11 protein-coding genes and 2 tRNA genes are annotated in these 16,637 nt (G+C 40.2%); 6 read left to right on the forward strand and 7 right to left on the reverse strand.

All coding sequences use genetic code 11. The features are described from left to right. Positions 1-16: 16 nt before the first annotated feature. The gene (locus GO593_RS08485; protein ID WP_000375496.1) at positions 17-913 is read left to right on the forward strand and encodes a LysR family transcriptional regulator; all 897 of its coding nucleotides are present in this window, start codon (positions 17-19) and stop codon (positions 911-913) included. Positions 914-976: 63 nt separating this feature from the next. On the opposite strand, the gene GO593_RS08490 is transcribed toward GO593_RS08485, so the two are convergent. From GO593_RS08490 to GO593_RS08505, 4 genes are all read right to left on the reverse strand, one after another. Continuing rightward, positions 977-1,052, reverse strand: a tRNA-Lys gene (locus GO593_RS08490). Between the two features lie 22 nt (positions 1,053-1,074). Next, positions 1,075-1,150, reverse strand: a tRNA-Lys gene (locus tag GO593_RS08495). A 232-nt stretch (positions 1,151-1,382) separates the two neighbouring features. Further along, positions 1,383-3,224, reverse strand: coding sequence for a long-chain-acyl-CoA synthetase (locus GO593_RS08500; protein ID WP_000084317.1), 1,842 nt, complete (start codon positions 3,222-3,224; stop codon positions 1,383-1,385). A 192-nt stretch (positions 3,225-3,416) separates the two neighbouring features. Continuing rightward, complete coding sequence (locus GO593_RS08505) at positions 3,417-6,749, reverse strand: Rne/Rng family ribonuclease (RefSeq protein ID WP_000827321.1); 3,333 nt, start codon at positions 6,747-6,749, stop codon at positions 3,417-3,419. A gap of 722 nt (positions 6,750-7,471) precedes the next feature. On the opposite strand from GO593_RS08505, the gene GO593_RS08510 reads away from it, so the two are divergent. The 4 genes from GO593_RS08510 (at position 7,472) to GO593_RS08525 (ending at position 10,499) form a co-directional block, all read left to right on the forward strand. Continuing rightward, on the forward strand, positions 7,472-8,404 hold the full coding sequence (locus GO593_RS08510; protein WP_001089412.1) for an RluA family pseudouridine synthase: 933 nt from the start codon (positions 7,472-7,474) through the stop codon (positions 8,402-8,404). After that, entirely contained in the window at positions 8,401-9,075 is a 675-nt protein-coding gene (locus GO593_RS08515; RefSeq protein WP_000054127.1) for an HAD-IA family hydrolase, read from the forward strand. Before GO593_RS08510 ends, GO593_RS08515 begins: the two co-directional genes overlap by 4 nt. 73 nt (positions 9,076-9,148) lie before the next feature. Next, positions 9,149-9,844 carry a helix-turn-helix transcriptional regulator gene (locus tag GO593_RS08520; RefSeq protein WP_000091410.1) on the forward strand — a complete coding sequence of 232 codons (696 nt, stop codon included), beginning with the start codon at positions 9,149-9,151 and terminating at the stop codon, positions 9,842-9,844. Between the two features lie 49 nt (positions 9,845-9,893). Further along, positions 9,894-10,499 carry a glutathione S-transferase family protein gene (locus GO593_RS08525; protein ID WP_000053842.1) on the forward strand — a complete coding sequence of 202 codons (606 nt, stop codon included), beginning with the start codon at positions 9,894-9,896 and terminating at the stop codon, positions 10,497-10,499. 58 nt (positions 10,500-10,557) lie between these two features. On the opposite strand, the gene GO593_RS08530 is transcribed toward GO593_RS08525, so the two are convergent. Both GO593_RS08530 and hcaR read right to left on the reverse strand, forming a co-directional pair. Beyond that, a complete protein-coding gene (locus GO593_RS08530) occupies positions 10,558-11,235 on the reverse strand; it encodes a DUF1345 domain-containing protein (RefSeq protein WP_000232918.1) in 678 nt (225 codons plus the stop codon). A gap of 263 nt (positions 11,236-11,498) precedes the next feature. Continuing rightward, positions 11,499-12,398, reverse strand: a complete 900-nt coding sequence (gene hcaR, locus GO593_RS08535) for a DNA-binding transcriptional regulator HcaR (RefSeq protein ID WP_000423241.1) — start codon at positions 12,396-12,398, stop codon at positions 11,499-11,501. Between the two features lie 733 nt (positions 12,399-13,131). Here hcaR and GO593_RS08540 point away from each other — a divergent pair. Continuing rightward, entirely contained in the window at positions 13,132-14,184 is a 1,053-nt protein-coding gene (locus GO593_RS08540) for an MBL fold metallo-hydrolase (RefSeq protein ID WP_000653392.1), read from the forward strand. A 66-nt stretch (positions 14,185-14,250) separates the two neighbouring features. Here the strand turns inward: GO593_RS08540 and katG are convergent, their stop codons facing one another. Further along, positions 14,251-16,407, reverse strand: coding sequence for a catalase/peroxidase HPI (katG, locus tag GO593_RS08545; protein ID WP_000064289.1), 2,157 nt, complete (start codon positions 16,405-16,407; stop codon positions 14,251-14,253). Positions 16,408-16,637: the final 230 nt, after the last annotated feature.

Consider the following 16,637-nt stretch of genomic DNA (forward strand, 5'->3'; position numbering starts at 1 on the left):
AATACGAACAATTAAAATGGATCGGTTGCAGCAATTTTATATTTTTACAGAAGTCGCTAAACGACAAAGCTTTAGTGAGGTAGCAAATCAGCTTGATCTACCTCGCTCGACAGTGACGAGTGCCATTCAACAGTTAGAAACTCACTATGGAGTACGCTTATTTCATCGGACTACCCGTAAAGTCAGTCTTACTCAAGATGGCCAACGAATATTGCCAGAATGTCAAAACCTGTTGTTTGATTATGAACAATTAGAACAGTTGATCCAGACACAAAAACAGCATTATAGGGGCACATTAAAGATTTCGATGCCTAGCCGGATTGTGCATCAAGTGATTATTCCTGAGCTGCCTGATTTTTATCATCGTTATCCGGATATTCATTTACAGCTCAATAGTTCTGATGACCTGACTGACTTAATTGAAAAGGGAATTGACTGTGTTGTTCGGGTAGGAGAGCTAGATAACAGCAGTTTAATTGCAAGATTTATTGGACATTTAGTGATGGTGAATTGTGCCAGTCCGCAATATTTACAAGATTATGGTGTTCCTGAGCAGTTAAATGATCTTGAACAGCATAAATTAATTAATTACGCAGGAGCTGTAGGAGAAAAGCAGGGAGAATTTATATATCAAGGTGGAACTGTGATGATGGATAGTGCTTTAAGTGTGAACAATACCGAGGCCTATATCGCCGCTGCTTGTGCAGGTTTGGGAATTATTCAACTTCCTTATTATGATGTTCAGGATAAAATTGAACGGGGGATTTTAGTTGAGGTGCTGAGTGCTTACAGTGCACCATCGCTTCCACTTAATATTTTGTATCCCAACAGGAGTTATATTCCAAAGCGACTAGAAGTTTTTATGAATTGGGTGGGGGAAGTTTTAAATCGCAAATGTATCGTCATCTTTTAGTCATAAAAAGAAAATAGGATAACAATAAAAAAAGCCTCTCGAACTGAGAGGCTTTTTAGAATTTGGTGGGTCGTCCGCGACTCGAACGCGGGACCAACGGATTAAAAGTCCGCTGCTCTACCAACTGAGCTAACGACCCAAATAGGTTCAAAACTAATAAGTGGTGGGTCGTCCGCGACTCGAACGCGGGACCAACGGATTAAAAGTCCGCTGCTCTACCAACTGAGCTAACGACCCTGAGCGAGAATTAAGTAAAACCTTGTTTTACTTGAATGCAGGAGAAAATCTATAATTTTCTTTAGCAATCAAACTCGAACTAACTCAGAGAGAAGTAACACTTCTAAACACTGTATCGTTTTGATGTCGCGTATTTTAGCAAGTTATTCAACTAACACAAGAGGAAATTTAAAAACATTTGCATGATTGCTTATAAAAAGCACGATTTCCTCTTGTTTAGCTAAAAAATAAACTAAAAACGGTATTTATACGTCTGAATATTGTCAAAAATTTCAGTTGTGATATCACAATAACTGCTTGCACCAGGTAATAAAGCGAGTAAACGTTCAGAAGTTTTGCTTGGATTAAACGCTTCTTCCTTCAGTTTATTCTTCTGATATTTAAATGTACCTGTTGTTTCGACCTTTTTTTGTACACGTAAAAATACAGGTACTGCATAGGTAGGTAAACATTTCTTAAATACGGTCACCATTTCGGTTAAATCAGCATCATTTAGCTCTTCACCATCTGCGAGAGTGATCGCTGCCATACCGGCACGGCCATTGGTATTTGGAATTTCTACCCCATAAACGACAGCTTCGGCAATTTTGTCGTATTCGCATACCATATTTTCAACTTCAGTCGTTGATACGTTTTCACCTTTCCATCGGAAAGTATCACCTAGGCGGTCAACAAACTGGGCATGACGGAAGCCGATGTCACGGACCAAATCACCTGTGTTGAAATAAGAATCACCTTTCTTGAAAACATCTTTCCAGATCACAGACTTGTTCTTTTCAGGGTCGGTGTAGCCATCAAATGGCGAGCGGCTGGTAATTTTCCCGATGAGTAGGCCAACTTCACCTGCTTTTACTTTCTGGCACCAGCCATTTTTATCGCGTATTGGTTCATTTTTCTCTTTATCGAACTGGATAATGGCATATGGAGTAGGAGAGAAGCCAACCGTATTGTCAAAGTTGAAAATATTACTAAATCCAACATTGCCTTCACTCGATGCATAAAGCTCAAGTACCTCTTTAACACCAAAGCGTTGTTTGAACTTGTCCCAGATATTTGGGCGCATACCATTACCAATCATTTTGGTTACACGATGGTTGCGGTCAAGCTCGGTGACAGGAGCATCCATCAAGTAGCGGCAAAGTTCACCAACATACCCAATGGCAGATGCATTAAATTTTTGAACATCTTTCCAGAATGCGCTAGTTGAATATTTACGTCGAATCGCAAGTGTTGCACTGCCCGCGATAACGCCACACCAGCAAACCACCACGCCTGTTGCATGGTAAAGCGGTAAGGTTACGTACATAACGTCATCTGGGCCTAAGTTTAAGATATGGCCATAAGTACCATACGCTAATGTCCAGCGACTGTGTTTGAAAATAACCGCCTTTGGTAAACCTGTTGTACCTGATGTGTAGATATAGAACAGACCATCGTTACCAGTGACAGAACGGGTAGTAGACGGATTGAATTTTGGAAATTGATCAATTTGGTCCGCAAGATTGACATAGCCTTCAGGCGCTGTACCCGAGTTTTGACGTGTTGCCTGATCTGCGAACCAGTGGAAGCGGTCTTTAGGTACATTTAAGTCCTGACGAATTTCATCAATAGCAGCTCGGACTTCTTCACCAGCAATAACGGCAATAGGTTTTACAAGATTGATGCTATGAGCGAGAACCTTACCGACTTGAGATGTATTTACAAGTGCAATTGTCACACCAATTTTGGCTAAACCAACAATTGTTGCAATCAGCTCAGAGCGGTTTTCAATCATTACAGCAATGACGTCCCCTTTACGCGCTCCGAGAGAAAGATAGTAATGGGAAATCTGGTTTGCCCATTCATTTAAAGCTTCATAAGAATAACTTTGATCTTCAAATAATAATGCCGTGCCTTTCGGATTTCTTTTAACAGCTTTTTCAAAAGCAATACCCAAACCTGTTGGAGTATTTGATGTTCTTAAATAAGCCTGTTTAAGACCATTTAGGATATGGGGTACTTTGGGAATGAAGCTAGGAAGTCTTGTGGCAACATCACCAAGCGTAATGATATCGGTCTGTGTTGTCTGGCTCATATCAATCCTATTTATTTTTCGATCAATCCAAAAAAGGTTGTGTGGGCAAAAAGTCCAATAGTTTTCATGGTTCACCATGCTTTTAAAACTTTTCTTCTAGTGCAATCAACCTAATTGGCTAAAAATAACAAAAAAAACCTAGTCATCGAAATGACTAGGTTTGTTTAAATTAGCTGCAATTGAGCAAATGGCTTACTCAGCTACAGGATTAGCTTTTTTTGGCGGACGGCCACGAGGGCGACGAGGGCGGCTCGGTTTGTCCTTATCTGCCTTAACGTCTTCTGATTCGGCATCAGTTGTTGCTTCAGTCGGAGGTACTGTTTCTTCAGCCGCTACTTTCGTTTTGCTTGCTGCTTTTGATGGCGCAGGTTCCTTTGCCACAGGAGCTTCAGCTACTGTTTCTTCTGTAGCTTTTTCCTCTGCAGGAGCGGCTTCAGGTTGTACGACTTCAGTTGACTGATTAAGTTCAAGCGGTTGCTGTGCTGGTTCAACTGTTGCTTGTGTTTCAGCAGTTGGAGCAGCAACGGTTTCTTCTGCTACAGGAGCCGGAGTAGCAACTTCTTCTTGAGCAGAATGTTGTTGTTTCACTTGCTCAAATGCTTGTTCCGCAGCAAGTTTTGCTAAACGACGGCGCTCACGCGGGTCATTTGCAACACGTGGAGCTGGTGCTTGTGGCGGAGTAAGCGGAAGTACTGGTGCAGGTTCTGCTTCTTCAGCCGGTTTGTGGCTTGGAAGTTCTGCATCACGAGTTACCGGCTTTTTCTCTTCCGTTTCAGCAGTAACTTCAACTACTAACGTACTTGCGTACTGTTCTGCAAATTTCTGCAAAGCACGATTAAACGTTGGAACTAGACCAAATTGTTCAATCAATACGGTGCAATCTTCACCATACACATGACGGATTAAACTACCGATTGTGTGTTGTGCCAAAGTTGGAATTTGCGATGGCACAATAGATGGCGTAGCTGCCTTAGCGTGTTTAGCCTCACGTTGCTGACGACGACGCATACGAGGGTCATTGCTAGCACGTTTGATTTGTGGCTGAGCAGCTTCTTGGCTTGGCTGAGCTTCTTCTTTTGTTTCAACTACAGCAGCTTTCTCGGCTACAACAGGAGCTGGAGTTGGCTCTTGAGCAACTTCAGTAGAAGTCGTTTCAACTCGCTCAACGTGACGACGCTCAGGTGTAAGTGCAACAATCTCACTTTGACCTTGATCAACATTGATGATTAAAGCAGTGTTCATGACATCATGCTTAGGTGCATCAATCACATCAACCTTAATTTGTTTTTCATCAACAACAACCGGTGTATTTTGATTTTCATTTAATACACTTGGATCGCGGTGGCGATTTGGACGGTTTGGACGTTGTTGATTATTACGGTCACGACGTGGCACAGCATTTTCAGTGTGTTGTACATCATTATTTTGATGTTGCTGATCTTGCTGCTGTTGACGTTTTTGCTGACGTTTTAACTCACGTTGTTCTTGGCGTGACAATTGAACCACTTCTTCATGAACTTGATGTTGCTGTTCATGTGATTGGTGATGTTGTTCACGTTGCTCTTTATGTTTACGCTTTTTGTTGTTCTGACGTTGTTGCTGAGATTTATCATCTTTTTCAACATGTTCACGAACGTCTTGTTTCACAGGTGACTGTGAAATATAAGCGTTATTTGATTGAACTGGCGCAACTTCTGCAACAGCAGGTACGGCTACTTGACCGAACTGTCCGCGGCTTACTGCGCCTGTATTCACCATTTGCTCAATCGCAGCAGCAGCATTTTGTGCTGAACGAGATTGATCAACTGTTTGCGCTTGTTTTTGAACAAACAGGTTTTCTAACCATGCACATGGGCTTGCTGCTTTTTGAGCAGAAGGTTGTGCTACAGGTTGAGTTGCATGATTTGCTTTTTTCTGAGCCGCAGCATGAGTTGAAGCTGTAGCAGTTACATGAGCATGGCCATGATCTGCTTCTTCTAAATGCCATTCAGAAGACTCATAACCTAACTCTTTCTCGCTAGAACGGGTTGCTTCTGTACGTTCATAGCTAGATGGAGCAAAGCCATCTGGGTTATATGCAATTTCGTAATGTGGAGTTTCTAAGTGCGGGTGTGGTAATACAGTCACACGTACACCAGAAGTTTGCTCTAAATACACCAGACTATGGCGTTTTTCATTAAGCAAGAAGGCTGCAATTTCAACTGGAACTTCAACCTGAACTTCACCATGACGTTCACGAAGTGCAATCTCTTCAACTTTACGCATAATTGAAAGAGAAAGCGAACGTAAGTCACGAACCATGCCTGTACCATGACAGCGAGGGCATACATAACCAGTTGCTTCTTCAAGCGATGGACGTAAGCGTTGGCGGCTCATTTCCATTAAGCCAAAACGAGACAATTGACCGAACTGGATACGGGCACGATCGCTTTGTGTTGCTTCACGAAGTTTTGCTTCAACCATACGTTGATTGCGTTCTTTAGTCATATCGATGAAGTCGATAACAACTAAACCGCCAATGTCACGTAAACGAAGCTGGCGAGCAATTTCTTCTGCTGCTTCAAGGTTAGTATTCAGTGCAGTTTCTTCAACATCATGACCACGAGTCGATTTCGCAGAGTTAATATCGATTGAAACTAAAGCTTCAGTCTGGTCAATGACGATTGAACCGCCAGAAGGAAGTTTTACTTCACGCTCATAAGCAGTTTGAATTTGGCTTTCAATACCAAAATGAGCAAACAATGGCTCGTTTAAAGTATAAGTTTTTAATTTGTCTAATTGACGCGGCATCACTGCTTTAACAAAGTTATATGCTTCGTTATAAGCCTGTTCGCTATCAATTAAGATTTCAGCAACGTCATCACGTAAGTAATCACGAATTGCACGTGTTACCACACCCGCTTCCTGATGAACAAGCATTGGAGATGGGCCTGAGCTCGCTGTACCTTGGATTTGTGCCCAAAGGTCAAGCAAGTGTTGCAAATCGAGTTGTAATTCTTCTTGGGTACGCCCAATACCTGCGGTACGTACAATCACGCTCATACCACGAGGTACATTTAAAGAAGCTAAAATTTCTTTTAATTCTTCACGTACTGAACCTGAAATTTGACGGCTAATACCACCACCTTTCGGGTTATTTGGCATAAGAACTAAATAACGGCCTGCAAGGGAAATAAACGTAGAAAGTGCTGCACCCTTATTACCACGTTCTTCCTTTTCAACCTGAACTAAAAGCTCTGTGCCTTCAGTAATAAGTTCACGAATGTTTGAAGTTTGACGTGGGTCTGCCTGAAAATAGCTATTCGCAATTTCACGCATAGACAAGAAGCCTTGACGACCTGCGCCATATTCAACAAAAACAGCTTCTAAAGATGGTTCTACGCGGGTGACATGGCCTTTATAGATATTGGATTTTTTCTGTTCTCGGGTACGATTCTCTAAATCAAAATCGTAAAGACGATTACCAGTGATAAGTGCAACGCGAACTTCTTCGGCATGAGTTGCATTAATCAACATACGTTTCATGGGTGTGACACCTAATAGTGACTCACACAAACAAACCAAACAAACTTAAAGGTTCTGAACGAACATCGAACATGACGGATCATTTCCCAGATCTCAAAATACTTGTGGTCTGAGTCATCTGTTACCGGCTACATTTAGCCTTAGCTTCGATTCTCGTCTGTGATGTAGGCAATACTGCTTCAACCTTTAAATCGGAATTCCTTTTTGCTTCACTGGCGGGTGAGCGGTGCATTGGTTAATGACTTTCACTGTCATTGGGCGCGAAGTGACTTCTTTATTGGAAGTTTGATACGGAATGCTCATCGTATCGGTGCTTTCGGCAGTTCCAATGCATCAACGCTTTAGCCTGAAGGCAACATTAAGGAGCGATTTGTCTGATGTGTATCAGTTTACGTTCCATAACCAACTAGAGTTGGTAACATATTTTTTTGAACAAACTGAATTAAACGCAACAGTTTGTCATTTTGCCGATATAATAAGCCTTCGGCGTCGGCATAATTCTTTAGGACCTGTCCGAGCTGGTGATGAAAGCATCATTTTGATTGAGGTTTCAATCAGGGAAATTTCCCTTTAGATGTTCACTTACGGTGGTATCCGTGCGCTGACTATATCAAACCTTGCAGCATCTGCCTATGGGCTAAGCTTAGATTTCTTGTGAAAAAACTAAGCTAATCGGTCATTTATTAATCAAATTTCGTAAAATTTCAGGTTTAAATATTAGTATGAATTCTACACAGCAATGGCAAAGTGTCACTTGGTTTGAGGTGGATGAGCATCAAGCAGGACAACGAATCGATAATTTCCTGTTTTCACGTTTAAAGGGGGTGCCAAAGAGTCGAATTTATCGTTTGATTCGTGAAGGTCAGGTTCGCGTGAATAAAAAACGTATTAAAGCCGAGACCAAACTTGCAATTGGGGACCAGATTCGTGTTGCGCCTATTCGCTATGAACAAAAAGATGAAACTGCTGTTCCTGTAAGCGACAGTGTGGCTCAAGGTTTATTAAGCCGTGTGGTCTATGAAGATGAAGGACTATTAGTTGTAAATAAACCATCAGGTATTGCTGTACATGGCGGTAGTGGCGTGGCTTATGGTTTGATTGAGGCACTACGTGCGGCAACAGGTAAAAAATATTTAGAACTGATTCACCGTATTGACCGCGATACTTCTGGCCTAGTTATGATTAGTAAGAAGCGTAGCACTTTAAAACTGCTACAAGATATGTTGCGTGAACACAAAATTCGTAAGACCTATGCAGCGATTGTAAAAGGTCAGGTGAGTCTTGATAAACAGCTCATTGATGCGCCTTTATTTCGTTATGAGTTAGCCAATGGCGAACGTCGTGTACGTGTATCTAAAGAAGGTAAGCCAAGTAAAACCGAATGGGTGGTTGCAGAGCGCTTTAAAAATGCCACTTTAGTTCATGCATCTCCTTTATCAGGCCGTACCCATCAAATTCGTGTACATGGTTTAAGTATTGGACATCCGTTGGTTGGCGATGATAAATATGGGCACAACACTGCATATACGGGGCCTGAAGCACGCCGTTTGTGTTTACATGCCATGCGTTTGGATATTCCGGGTTATCCAACGATTGAAGCACCGTTGCCAGAAGACATGACCCAGTTATTAGAGGCTTTGAGAGTAGCAAAATGAGTCTGAAAACCGAATTAGTGATTTTTGACTGGGATGGTACTTTATATAATTCTGTTGGTCAGATTGTTGCAAGTTTACAGCATGCGGCAGAAGAGCATAAGTTAACTCTGACTGATGAAGCCGCAAAGAGTATTATCGGTTTAGGTTTGCCGGAAGTGATGCAGACCTTATTTCCAGAAGTACCTGATTTGCATGATTCGATTTTAAAAGCATATGGCGATCACTATATTGCCAACTCGACAAATGATGCATGGTTTGAAGGTATTTCTGAACTACTTCATGACTTAAAAGCTCAAGGTTTAAAACTTGCAGTTGCGACGGGTAAAAACCGTCGTGGATTAGACCGTGTGATTGCAAAAACACAGAGTACTCATCTGTTTGATGTTACTCGAGCAGCCAATGAAACCCGTTCAAAACCAGATCCGCTCATGTTACAAGAAATCTTGACTGTAACTGGAGTAAGTGTCGAACAGGCAGTTATGATTGGTGATAGTAGTTATGACCTTGAAATGGCTCAGCGTTTAGGTATGCCTCGTATTGGGGTGGGCTATGGAGTGCACTCGGTCGAAGTTCTACAACAGTTCCAGCCTTTAACCATTGCTAAAGATGTATCTGAGCTGCACAACTTTTTAAGAGAGTATGCAAAGTTATCTACTGTAGACGTAGCGTAATTTAAAATGATGTAAGAAGGAGGAATTTATTCCTCCTTCTTTTTAAAACTAAAGAACAATAAGAAGAGAAAAAATGAGCCGCTCTATTCGTCTATTAAATCTTTTACAGCAACTCCGTGAATCTCGTTATCCCGTTACTGCTCAAGTCTTGGCTGAATGCTTGGGAATTAGTATTCGCAGCATTTACCGTGATATTGATAGTTTACGTGCTCAAGGTGTGAGAATAGATGCATCGGCAGGTTTGGGGTTTCAGCTTAAAGAAGACATTTTATTACCACCGGTTACTTTTAATGAGAATGAAGCCGAGGCTCTATTTTTAGCTTTAGAGTGGTTGAAAGACGTTCCAGATCAGGCAATGAAATCGGCAGCCGTTTCAATTTATTCCAAACTTTATGCAGTTTTACCAGAGCACCGGAAATATTTGATCGATGACATGACGCTAGGTGTTACACATTACTGGCATCCGGTTGATGAAGCTTTAGTAGAACAAGTACGTTTAGCGATTCGTAAACAAGTAAAGATCAAAGTCGATTATTGCGATGAACACAAGCGTATGAGTCAACGTTCTCTTTGGCCTTTTGCTTTAGGGTATTTACATGACAAAGTTGTACTTGCTGCTTGGTGTGAATTACGGCAGGCCTTTCGCCATTTTCGGATAGATCGTATTCATAACTTGCAAATGAGTGAGGAAATATATCCTGAATTTAAAAAACATCTGTTTCAAAGATGGTGGAAACAAGAAATGCAAAGGACTACTGACAAAAACTGACAAAAGGTATTTGTAGACTAGGAATCACGATAAACAAGGAGCAATAAGAATGAGTCTTAAACTTTATACTAACAATGAATCGCGTGGTGTCGTTATAGACTGGCTTTTGGTTGAACTTGGTGTGGAATGTGAACGTATTGAAGTAGCATACCGAACCGAGATGAAATCACCAGAATATTTAAAGCTTAACCCGTTTGGGAAAGTGCCTGTATTGGTAGATGGCGATGTCGTTATTTATGAATTAGGTGCAATTTGTGCATATCTGGCAGACAAATTTAGTGACAAAGGTTTGGCACCTGCTTTAGATGATCCGAAACGTGGTTTGTACTATCGTTGGCTTTTTATGATGGCGGGTCCTTGGGAAGCTGCTGGTGTCGATAAAGCTTTAGGAATAGAAATCGCACCTGAGCAAAAAATGTTTGTGGGTTATGGTGATTATAACGATGCTTATCAAGCTTTAGTTCAAGGACTGAGTGAAGCAAATCCGTATGTATGTGGTGAACAATTTACCGCTGCAGATGTAAGTGTTGGAGCCATGCTATTATGGCAATTAAAAATGAAAACGATTGAATCGCACCCAGCTATTACACGTTATGTTGAAACGATCAAACAGCGCGAAGGCTTAAAACAAAGCAGTATGGGCCAACTGTTGTAAGTATAGTTATTCTTAAAAGCCCTCTAAATGGGGCTTTTTTTGTTTTTAAATAAAGGTCTTAGTTGGTAAGAAAGCCAGCAGCAACGTTAATACAAATCGCTAAAATGGTCGTGTTGAAGCCAAAAGATAATACAGCATGAAATAAGTTTAAAAGACGCATATGTTTGTTGGTAATTGAAACATCGGCGGTTTGTGCTGAGGTGCCAATAATATAGCTAAAATATAAGAAGTCAGGGTAGGTCGGATGTTCGGTACCCGGGAAGTCTAATCCACCATTCTCTTCATTTCTGGATAGAGCCATATAAAAGTCATGGGCATAATGCAAAGCGAAAACGGTATGCATGAAAAGCCATGCTGAAATAATGGTGAGTAAAGCTAACGCTACATGTCCTAACTTTTCATAATGCCCAGAAGGGAGCTGGGAAAGTTGTACCAAAATTGCAACTAGACTCATTGTGATGGCCAATAAAACAATGAGCATAATGACCCATTTACTTTCGTCCTGTTTTTTGGCTTGCTGTTGCATTTGTGAATGGTCGGCACTTCTCATCAGTTTCCAGACATGGAGTAAATATAAACTGATCGAGCCATTCCAGCTTGCTAATAAAATGGTAGACCATTTCCATGAAGTGAGCCATGCCAATAAACTTGCAACAACTACTCCAAAAATTAAAGCAATAAAGAAGTGAGGGCGGTTTTGTACACTACGTCCTAAATGCTGAAATAGTCCAACCATCTTGTTAACTCTCCTTGCTGTTATCTTAAATATATTTTTTACTGTTTGGTTAATTTAACATTAGGTTTTATATAACCTTTATACTTTAGATCGTCATTTTTGTTTTTATTAAGTGTGACAATCTAAAATATAATAAAAATTATCTCAAATTAATTAATCGATAAAAGATATTAAATAAATTTTAATTTCATTTATTTATACATACATTTAAATTTTCTAACTCATTTATTCTTTAATAATAAGCGTCAATATACCTAAAGTGTTTAATCTAGATTTTTATCAAGATGAAATACTTTGTTGAGTTGATCAATAAATCTTTTTACACCGACTGACTCTGTATTTTTACGATAACTAACAAATAAATCTAAAGAAGGTAATTCGACATCTAGAGGGCGAACTACAGTGTTAGAGACCCCTAAAGGCGCGACATAGGCAGGTAAAATAGTACAACCTAAGCCTGAACCAATAGAGTTTATATTAAGTAAAATGCTATCGGCCTTTTGTACAATATTGAGGTCAATACCATGAGTTTTAGTAAACTCTAAAATTGTATTGTGTAGTGTATTAGATTGTTCAGCTGCCGGAATAATAAAATCAATACCATGCAAAGCTTTGACCGGAATACGGTCATATTTCGCAAGTGGATGGTTTCTTGGTAATAAAAAAATTAAAGGTTCTGTTAAGACAAATTGGCTTTGGATTTCATCATTTTCAGTATTATCACGGGTAAACGTGATGTCGAGTTCACCTCTTTTTAAGGCTTTGAGTTGCTCAGCGTTATTTAAACTTGATAATTCAATGGTGAGGTCAGGGTGTTGTAAGCGCAGATTTGGAAGTACGTATGGAAAAATTTTCATTTCTGCTATGGGGACGAAACCGATACGTAATAATTGTTGTTTAGCCTTTGAGACTTGGCGGGCCATCGCTACTGCTTTATCAGCTTGAGCAAGCGTTAAACGGGCATGCTCTAAAAATACTTCACCTTCTTCTGTTAACTCAACTTTACGTTTTGTGCGGTTTAAAAGTCGTACCCCGACATCTTCTTCTAAATCTTTAATTTGTTGGCTAAGGGAGGGTTGAGCAGTATAGAGTTTGAGAGCGGCCTTACTAAAATTTAATTCTTCAGCAACTGTAATGAAATATCGAAGATGGCGTAATTCCATAAGACTAATCCAAAAAATGTCTTACTATGATTTAAGTAAAGTATAAAGCATAAAACTATATAGCGTGAAGGTGCTTTAGGTATTTATAAAATAAATGAAAATTTATAAATCATTATGAAATTAATATGAAATTTTATTTAATTATTAATTTGTAAAATATATTAATTCATATTCATAACCAAAGTGATTTTAAATTTAGAAAAGAAATTTAAATTACTTTTCAGAAATTCACTTAAAGTTTTCTCATATTATGAAAAAAAGTATTGTTAATTTAACAATTGAGAATCTTAATTTCTAACAAAAAATGTGTAAGGAGTATTTTGTTAATAAATGTTTCGGTTCATCTTGCTATTTTTTTTAATTTTTTCAATGCATGTGCTACTTGGTTTAATAGTTTATATATGAAGCAAAATTGATAAAATTGAGCAGTTTTAAAAATAAGAGATTAACCACAAAGAAACTAGCTCACCTCTGTTGTAAGTCTTTGCTTATTATATTCTATTGTTATGTTATACAGTAGCTTTTAATAAGAATAGTAATTAACGAATCACAAACTCAACACATCTAAACATTTTTTGTGGCACTTTAGATTGATCTATGTCGGCTGTGACAAAAATAAAAGGGATATTTATATGATAAATAAGTGTAAGTGTCATAGCTTAATTTATTTAAATCGCTAAGATAGAAAACTGAATGATTCATCCTCCTGATGCTACAACCATAGAATAAGCCCATGAAAGACAAGCCGACATTAACTTATCAATTGCCGACTCAGTCCTGTTGGACGCATACATGGATAAAACCACCTTTTTGTCATCCTGAACTGGGCCATGAAAATGATACCCGTTTTTATAATCAGCAGCCTAGATCGCCTGCACGAGGATCGAAAGAGTTATTGCGTTGGTTAGTCACTCGTGAGTCTTATACTTGGAATGTTGATATTCAGAATGAATATGATGTACGTGTTAATACACCAATTGCTTTACCACAAAACCGTCCACATGCGGATTTAGATGATTGGCAAGTTTGGTTTGTAGGGCATGCTACGGTACTCATTCAAATTGGACCTTATAACTTTATTACCGATCCGGTATGGTGTGACTACGCAAGTCCTTTACATGGCCGTGGTCCACGCCGTGTATGCCCAGCGGGTTTTGCTTTAGAACAGTTACCTACCATTCATGGGGTATTGTTGAGCCATAACCATTATGACCATATGGATTTAGCAACGCTTGAGTGGCTGCATAAGAAGTTTGCTATGCCGATTTATACAGGGCTTGGCAACGGATTTTACTTACCTAAAGAGTTCCATGTAATTGAAATGGATTGGTGGCAGGAAATTCCTTATCACGAATTAAGAATTGTTTATACACCTGCTCAGCATGGCTCGGGGCGGGGTTTACGTGACCAAAATAAGGCACTTTGGGGCGGTTTTTCGGTTTTGGCCAAAACAGGACATTGTTTCTTTGCGGGTGATACCGGTTATGCGGGCCACTTCAAACAAATTCATACGCGCTATGGCGCGCCGCGTGTGGCCTTACTTCCAATCGGAGCTTATGAACCTCGTAAATTAATGAGCTATGTTCATATGAATCCGCAAGATGCAGTTCATGCGCATTTAGATTTACAAGCACATCGGTCTGTGGCAATTCACTATCGAACTTTTCAGTTAACGGATGAGGGGCGTGAAGATCCTGAACATGCGTTAGCTCAAGCCATTAAAGCTTCATCAAAGCTTGCTAATCCTTTTTATTGCATTCGAGAAGGGCATAAATTGACTGTCTAAAATTCATTGTTTTGTATTAAAAAAGCCAGTTCAATTTGAACTGGCTTTTTATTATTTTGGCTTAAATTAAGCTAAGTCAAAACGGTCAAGATTCATGACTTTAGTCCATGCAGCAACAAAGTCTTGAACAAATTTTTCTTTACCATCTGCCTGAGCATAAACCTCTGCTAATGCACGTAAGATAGAATTCGAACCAAAGACTAAATCATTACGTGTTGCGGTAAATTTCACTGTGCCTGATTTACGGTCTTTACCTTCAAATACTTCACTTGTTGAATCAACAGGTGCCCATACATTCGACATGTCGAGTAAGTTTGTGAAGAAGTCTGTGCTGAGTACACCAACTTGCTGAGTGAAGACACCATGTTGAGAACCATCCCAGTTAGTGCCTAGTACACGTAAACCACCAATCAATGCAGTTAACTCTGGTGCAGTCAAAGTCAGTTGTTGTGCTTTATCAATTAATAAGACTTCAGCTGGTGTGTTGACTCCCTGTTTTTTCCAATTTCTGAAACCGTCAGCAAGACCGAGCAGTAATTGGAATGATTCAACATCGGTTTGACTTTGTAATGCGTCAACACGACCAGGGGCAAACGGAACGGTAATATTGAAACCTGCTGCTTGAGCAGCTTGCTCTACACCAACATTACCAGCTAACACGATTAAATCCGCCAATGACAATTGGGTTGATGCCTTGAGCTCTTCAATTTTAGTTAAAGTCTCAACAGCTTTTTTGTTTACTTCCCACTCACGTTGTGGTGATAAAGCAATACGTGCACCGTTTGCACCACCACGTTTATCTCCACCACGGAATGTTGATGCAGATGCCCATGCAAGGGAAACCAACTCACCAGCAGATAACCCTAGAGCAACGATTTTTGCTTTTGCATCAGCAATGCTTGCAGAAGATGGTGTAGCGCTAGCAGCAGGTAATGGATCTTGCCAAATTAAATCTTCAGCAGGAACTTCTGGACCTAAATAACGTGCTTTTGGTCCCATATCGCGGTGAGTTAATTTAAACCAAGCACGAGCAAAAGCATTGGCAAAGGCTTGTGGATCGTTAAGGAAACGACGAGAGATCTTTTCAAACTCAGGGTCAAAACGTAAGGTCAAATCTGTAGTAAGCATGGTTGGCTTACGTTTAATTGATGGGTCGAAAGGATCTGGAATGATTGCTTCAGCATCTGCCGCTACCCATTGAATTGCGCCAGCAGGTGAACGTTCTTGTACCCATTCGTATTTGAAGAGGTTTTCAAAGAAGTAATTGCTCCATTGTGTTGGCGTTTGTGACCAAATAACTTCTAAACCTGAAGTGATCGCATCTTTACCGACACCTGTGCCATAGCTGTTTGCCCAACCAAAGCCCATTTGTTCAATTGGTGCACCTTCTGGGTCTGCTTGGACATGGTCAGCAGAGGCAGCGCCGTGAGTTTTACCTAAAGTATGACCGCCAGCAATCAAGGCAACAATTTCTTCATCATCCATTGCCATGTTGCCGAAAGTGGCACGAATAAACGGTGCTGCTGATCGTGGGTCACCACTCGCTTGTGGTCCTTCAGGGTTCACATAAATTAGGCCCATTTCGGTTGCAGCAAGATTACTGCCCGCCAATGCTTCAGAGTTACGATGAGCTAACCATTCTTTTTCATCGCCCCAGTTTACATCGTTGTCTGGTTCCCAAACATCTTCACGACCGGCACCAAAACCAAAGGTACGGAAACCAGAAGACTCAAGTGCGATGTTCCCGGCAAGAATAAATAAATCGGCCCAAGATATTTTTTGACCGTATTTTTGTTTAACTGGCCATAGTAAACGGCGTGCTTTATCTAAACTTGCATTGTCAGGCCAACTATTTAATGGAGCAAAACGTTGTTGACCACGACCGGCACCACCACGGCCATCGCCCATACGATATGTACCGGCAGCATGCCACGCTAAACGGATAAATAAGCCCGTATAATTTCCCCAGTCGGCTGGCCACCAGTCTTGGGAATCGGTTAATACATTTTTGATATCGGCTTTAAGTGCGTAGTAGTCGAGTTTTTTAAATTCTTGACGGTAATTAAAATCTTTACCGAGTGGATTAGAGCGTTCTGAATGTTGATTAAGTAAGTCAACACGTAATTGATTTGGCCACCAGTGTAAATTAGCCGTGCCACCACCGACTGTTACTTGCGGTTTTGAGTTATGACCTGAAAAAGGACATTTTGATTCGTTTGACATGATTATATTCTCTCTGGGTAATATTTATTGAGCTCTTAATAAAACTGAAGGCTCATTTTCCTGGACTTCTGGGTTAAAAAAATGATGCGTATCGAATAAAGAAATGAGAGAACAAATGGTGAGAGAAACCGTTTTAAAAATTTTTCACTGTTATGTCAGCTCATCAGTTTTATTCAACAATACATGAGTTTCCTTTGTTTATTATTCCTTCAATTTACTGCATGAAGGCT

Origin of the sequence: Acinetobacter baumannii, assembly GCF_009759685.1 — a bacterium.
Classification (GTDB): domain Bacteria; phylum Pseudomonadota; class Gammaproteobacteria; order Pseudomonadales; family Moraxellaceae; genus Acinetobacter; species Acinetobacter baumannii.

What these genes read in the sequence shown, in the direction of transcription:
- GO593_RS08485 (WP_000375496.1), top strand. Translation starts at nt 17, where the DNA reads ATGGATCGGTTGCAGCAATTTTATATTTTTACAGAAGTCGCTAAACGA.
- GO593_RS08500 (WP_000084317.1), bottom strand. Translation starts at nt 3,224, where the DNA reads ATGAGCCAGACAACACAGACCGATATCATTACGCTTGGTGATGTTGCC.
- GO593_RS08505 (WP_000827321.1), bottom strand. Translation starts at nt 6,749, where the DNA reads ATGAAACGTATGTTGATTAATGCAACTCATGCCGAAGAAGTTCGCGTT.
- GO593_RS08510 (WP_001089412.1), top strand. Translation starts at nt 7,472, where the DNA reads ATGAATTCTACACAGCAATGGCAAAGTGTCACTTGGTTTGAGGTGGAT.
- GO593_RS08515 (WP_000054127.1), top strand. Translation starts at nt 8,401, where the DNA reads ATGAGTCTGAAAACCGAATTAGTGATTTTTGACTGGGATGGTACTTTA.
- GO593_RS08520 (WP_000091410.1), top strand. Translation starts at nt 9,149, where the DNA reads ATGAGCCGCTCTATTCGTCTATTAAATCTTTTACAGCAACTCCGTGAA.
- GO593_RS08525 (WP_000053842.1), top strand. Translation starts at nt 9,894, where the DNA reads ATGAGTCTTAAACTTTATACTAACAATGAATCGCGTGGTGTCGTTATA.
- GO593_RS08530 (WP_000232918.1), bottom strand. Translation starts at nt 11,235, where the DNA reads ATGGTTGGACTATTTCAGCATTTAGGACGTAGTGTACAAAACCGCCCT.
- hcaR (WP_000423241.1), bottom strand. Translation starts at nt 12,398, where the DNA reads ATGGAATTACGCCATCTTCGATATTTCATTACAGTTGCTGAAGAATTA.
- GO593_RS08540 (WP_000653392.1), top strand. Translation starts at nt 13,132, where the DNA reads ATGAAAGACAAGCCGACATTAACTTATCAATTGCCGACTCAGTCCTGT.
- katG (WP_000064289.1), bottom strand. Translation starts at nt 16,407, where the DNA reads ATGTCAAACGAATCAAAATGTCCTTTTTCAGGTCATAACTCAAAACCG.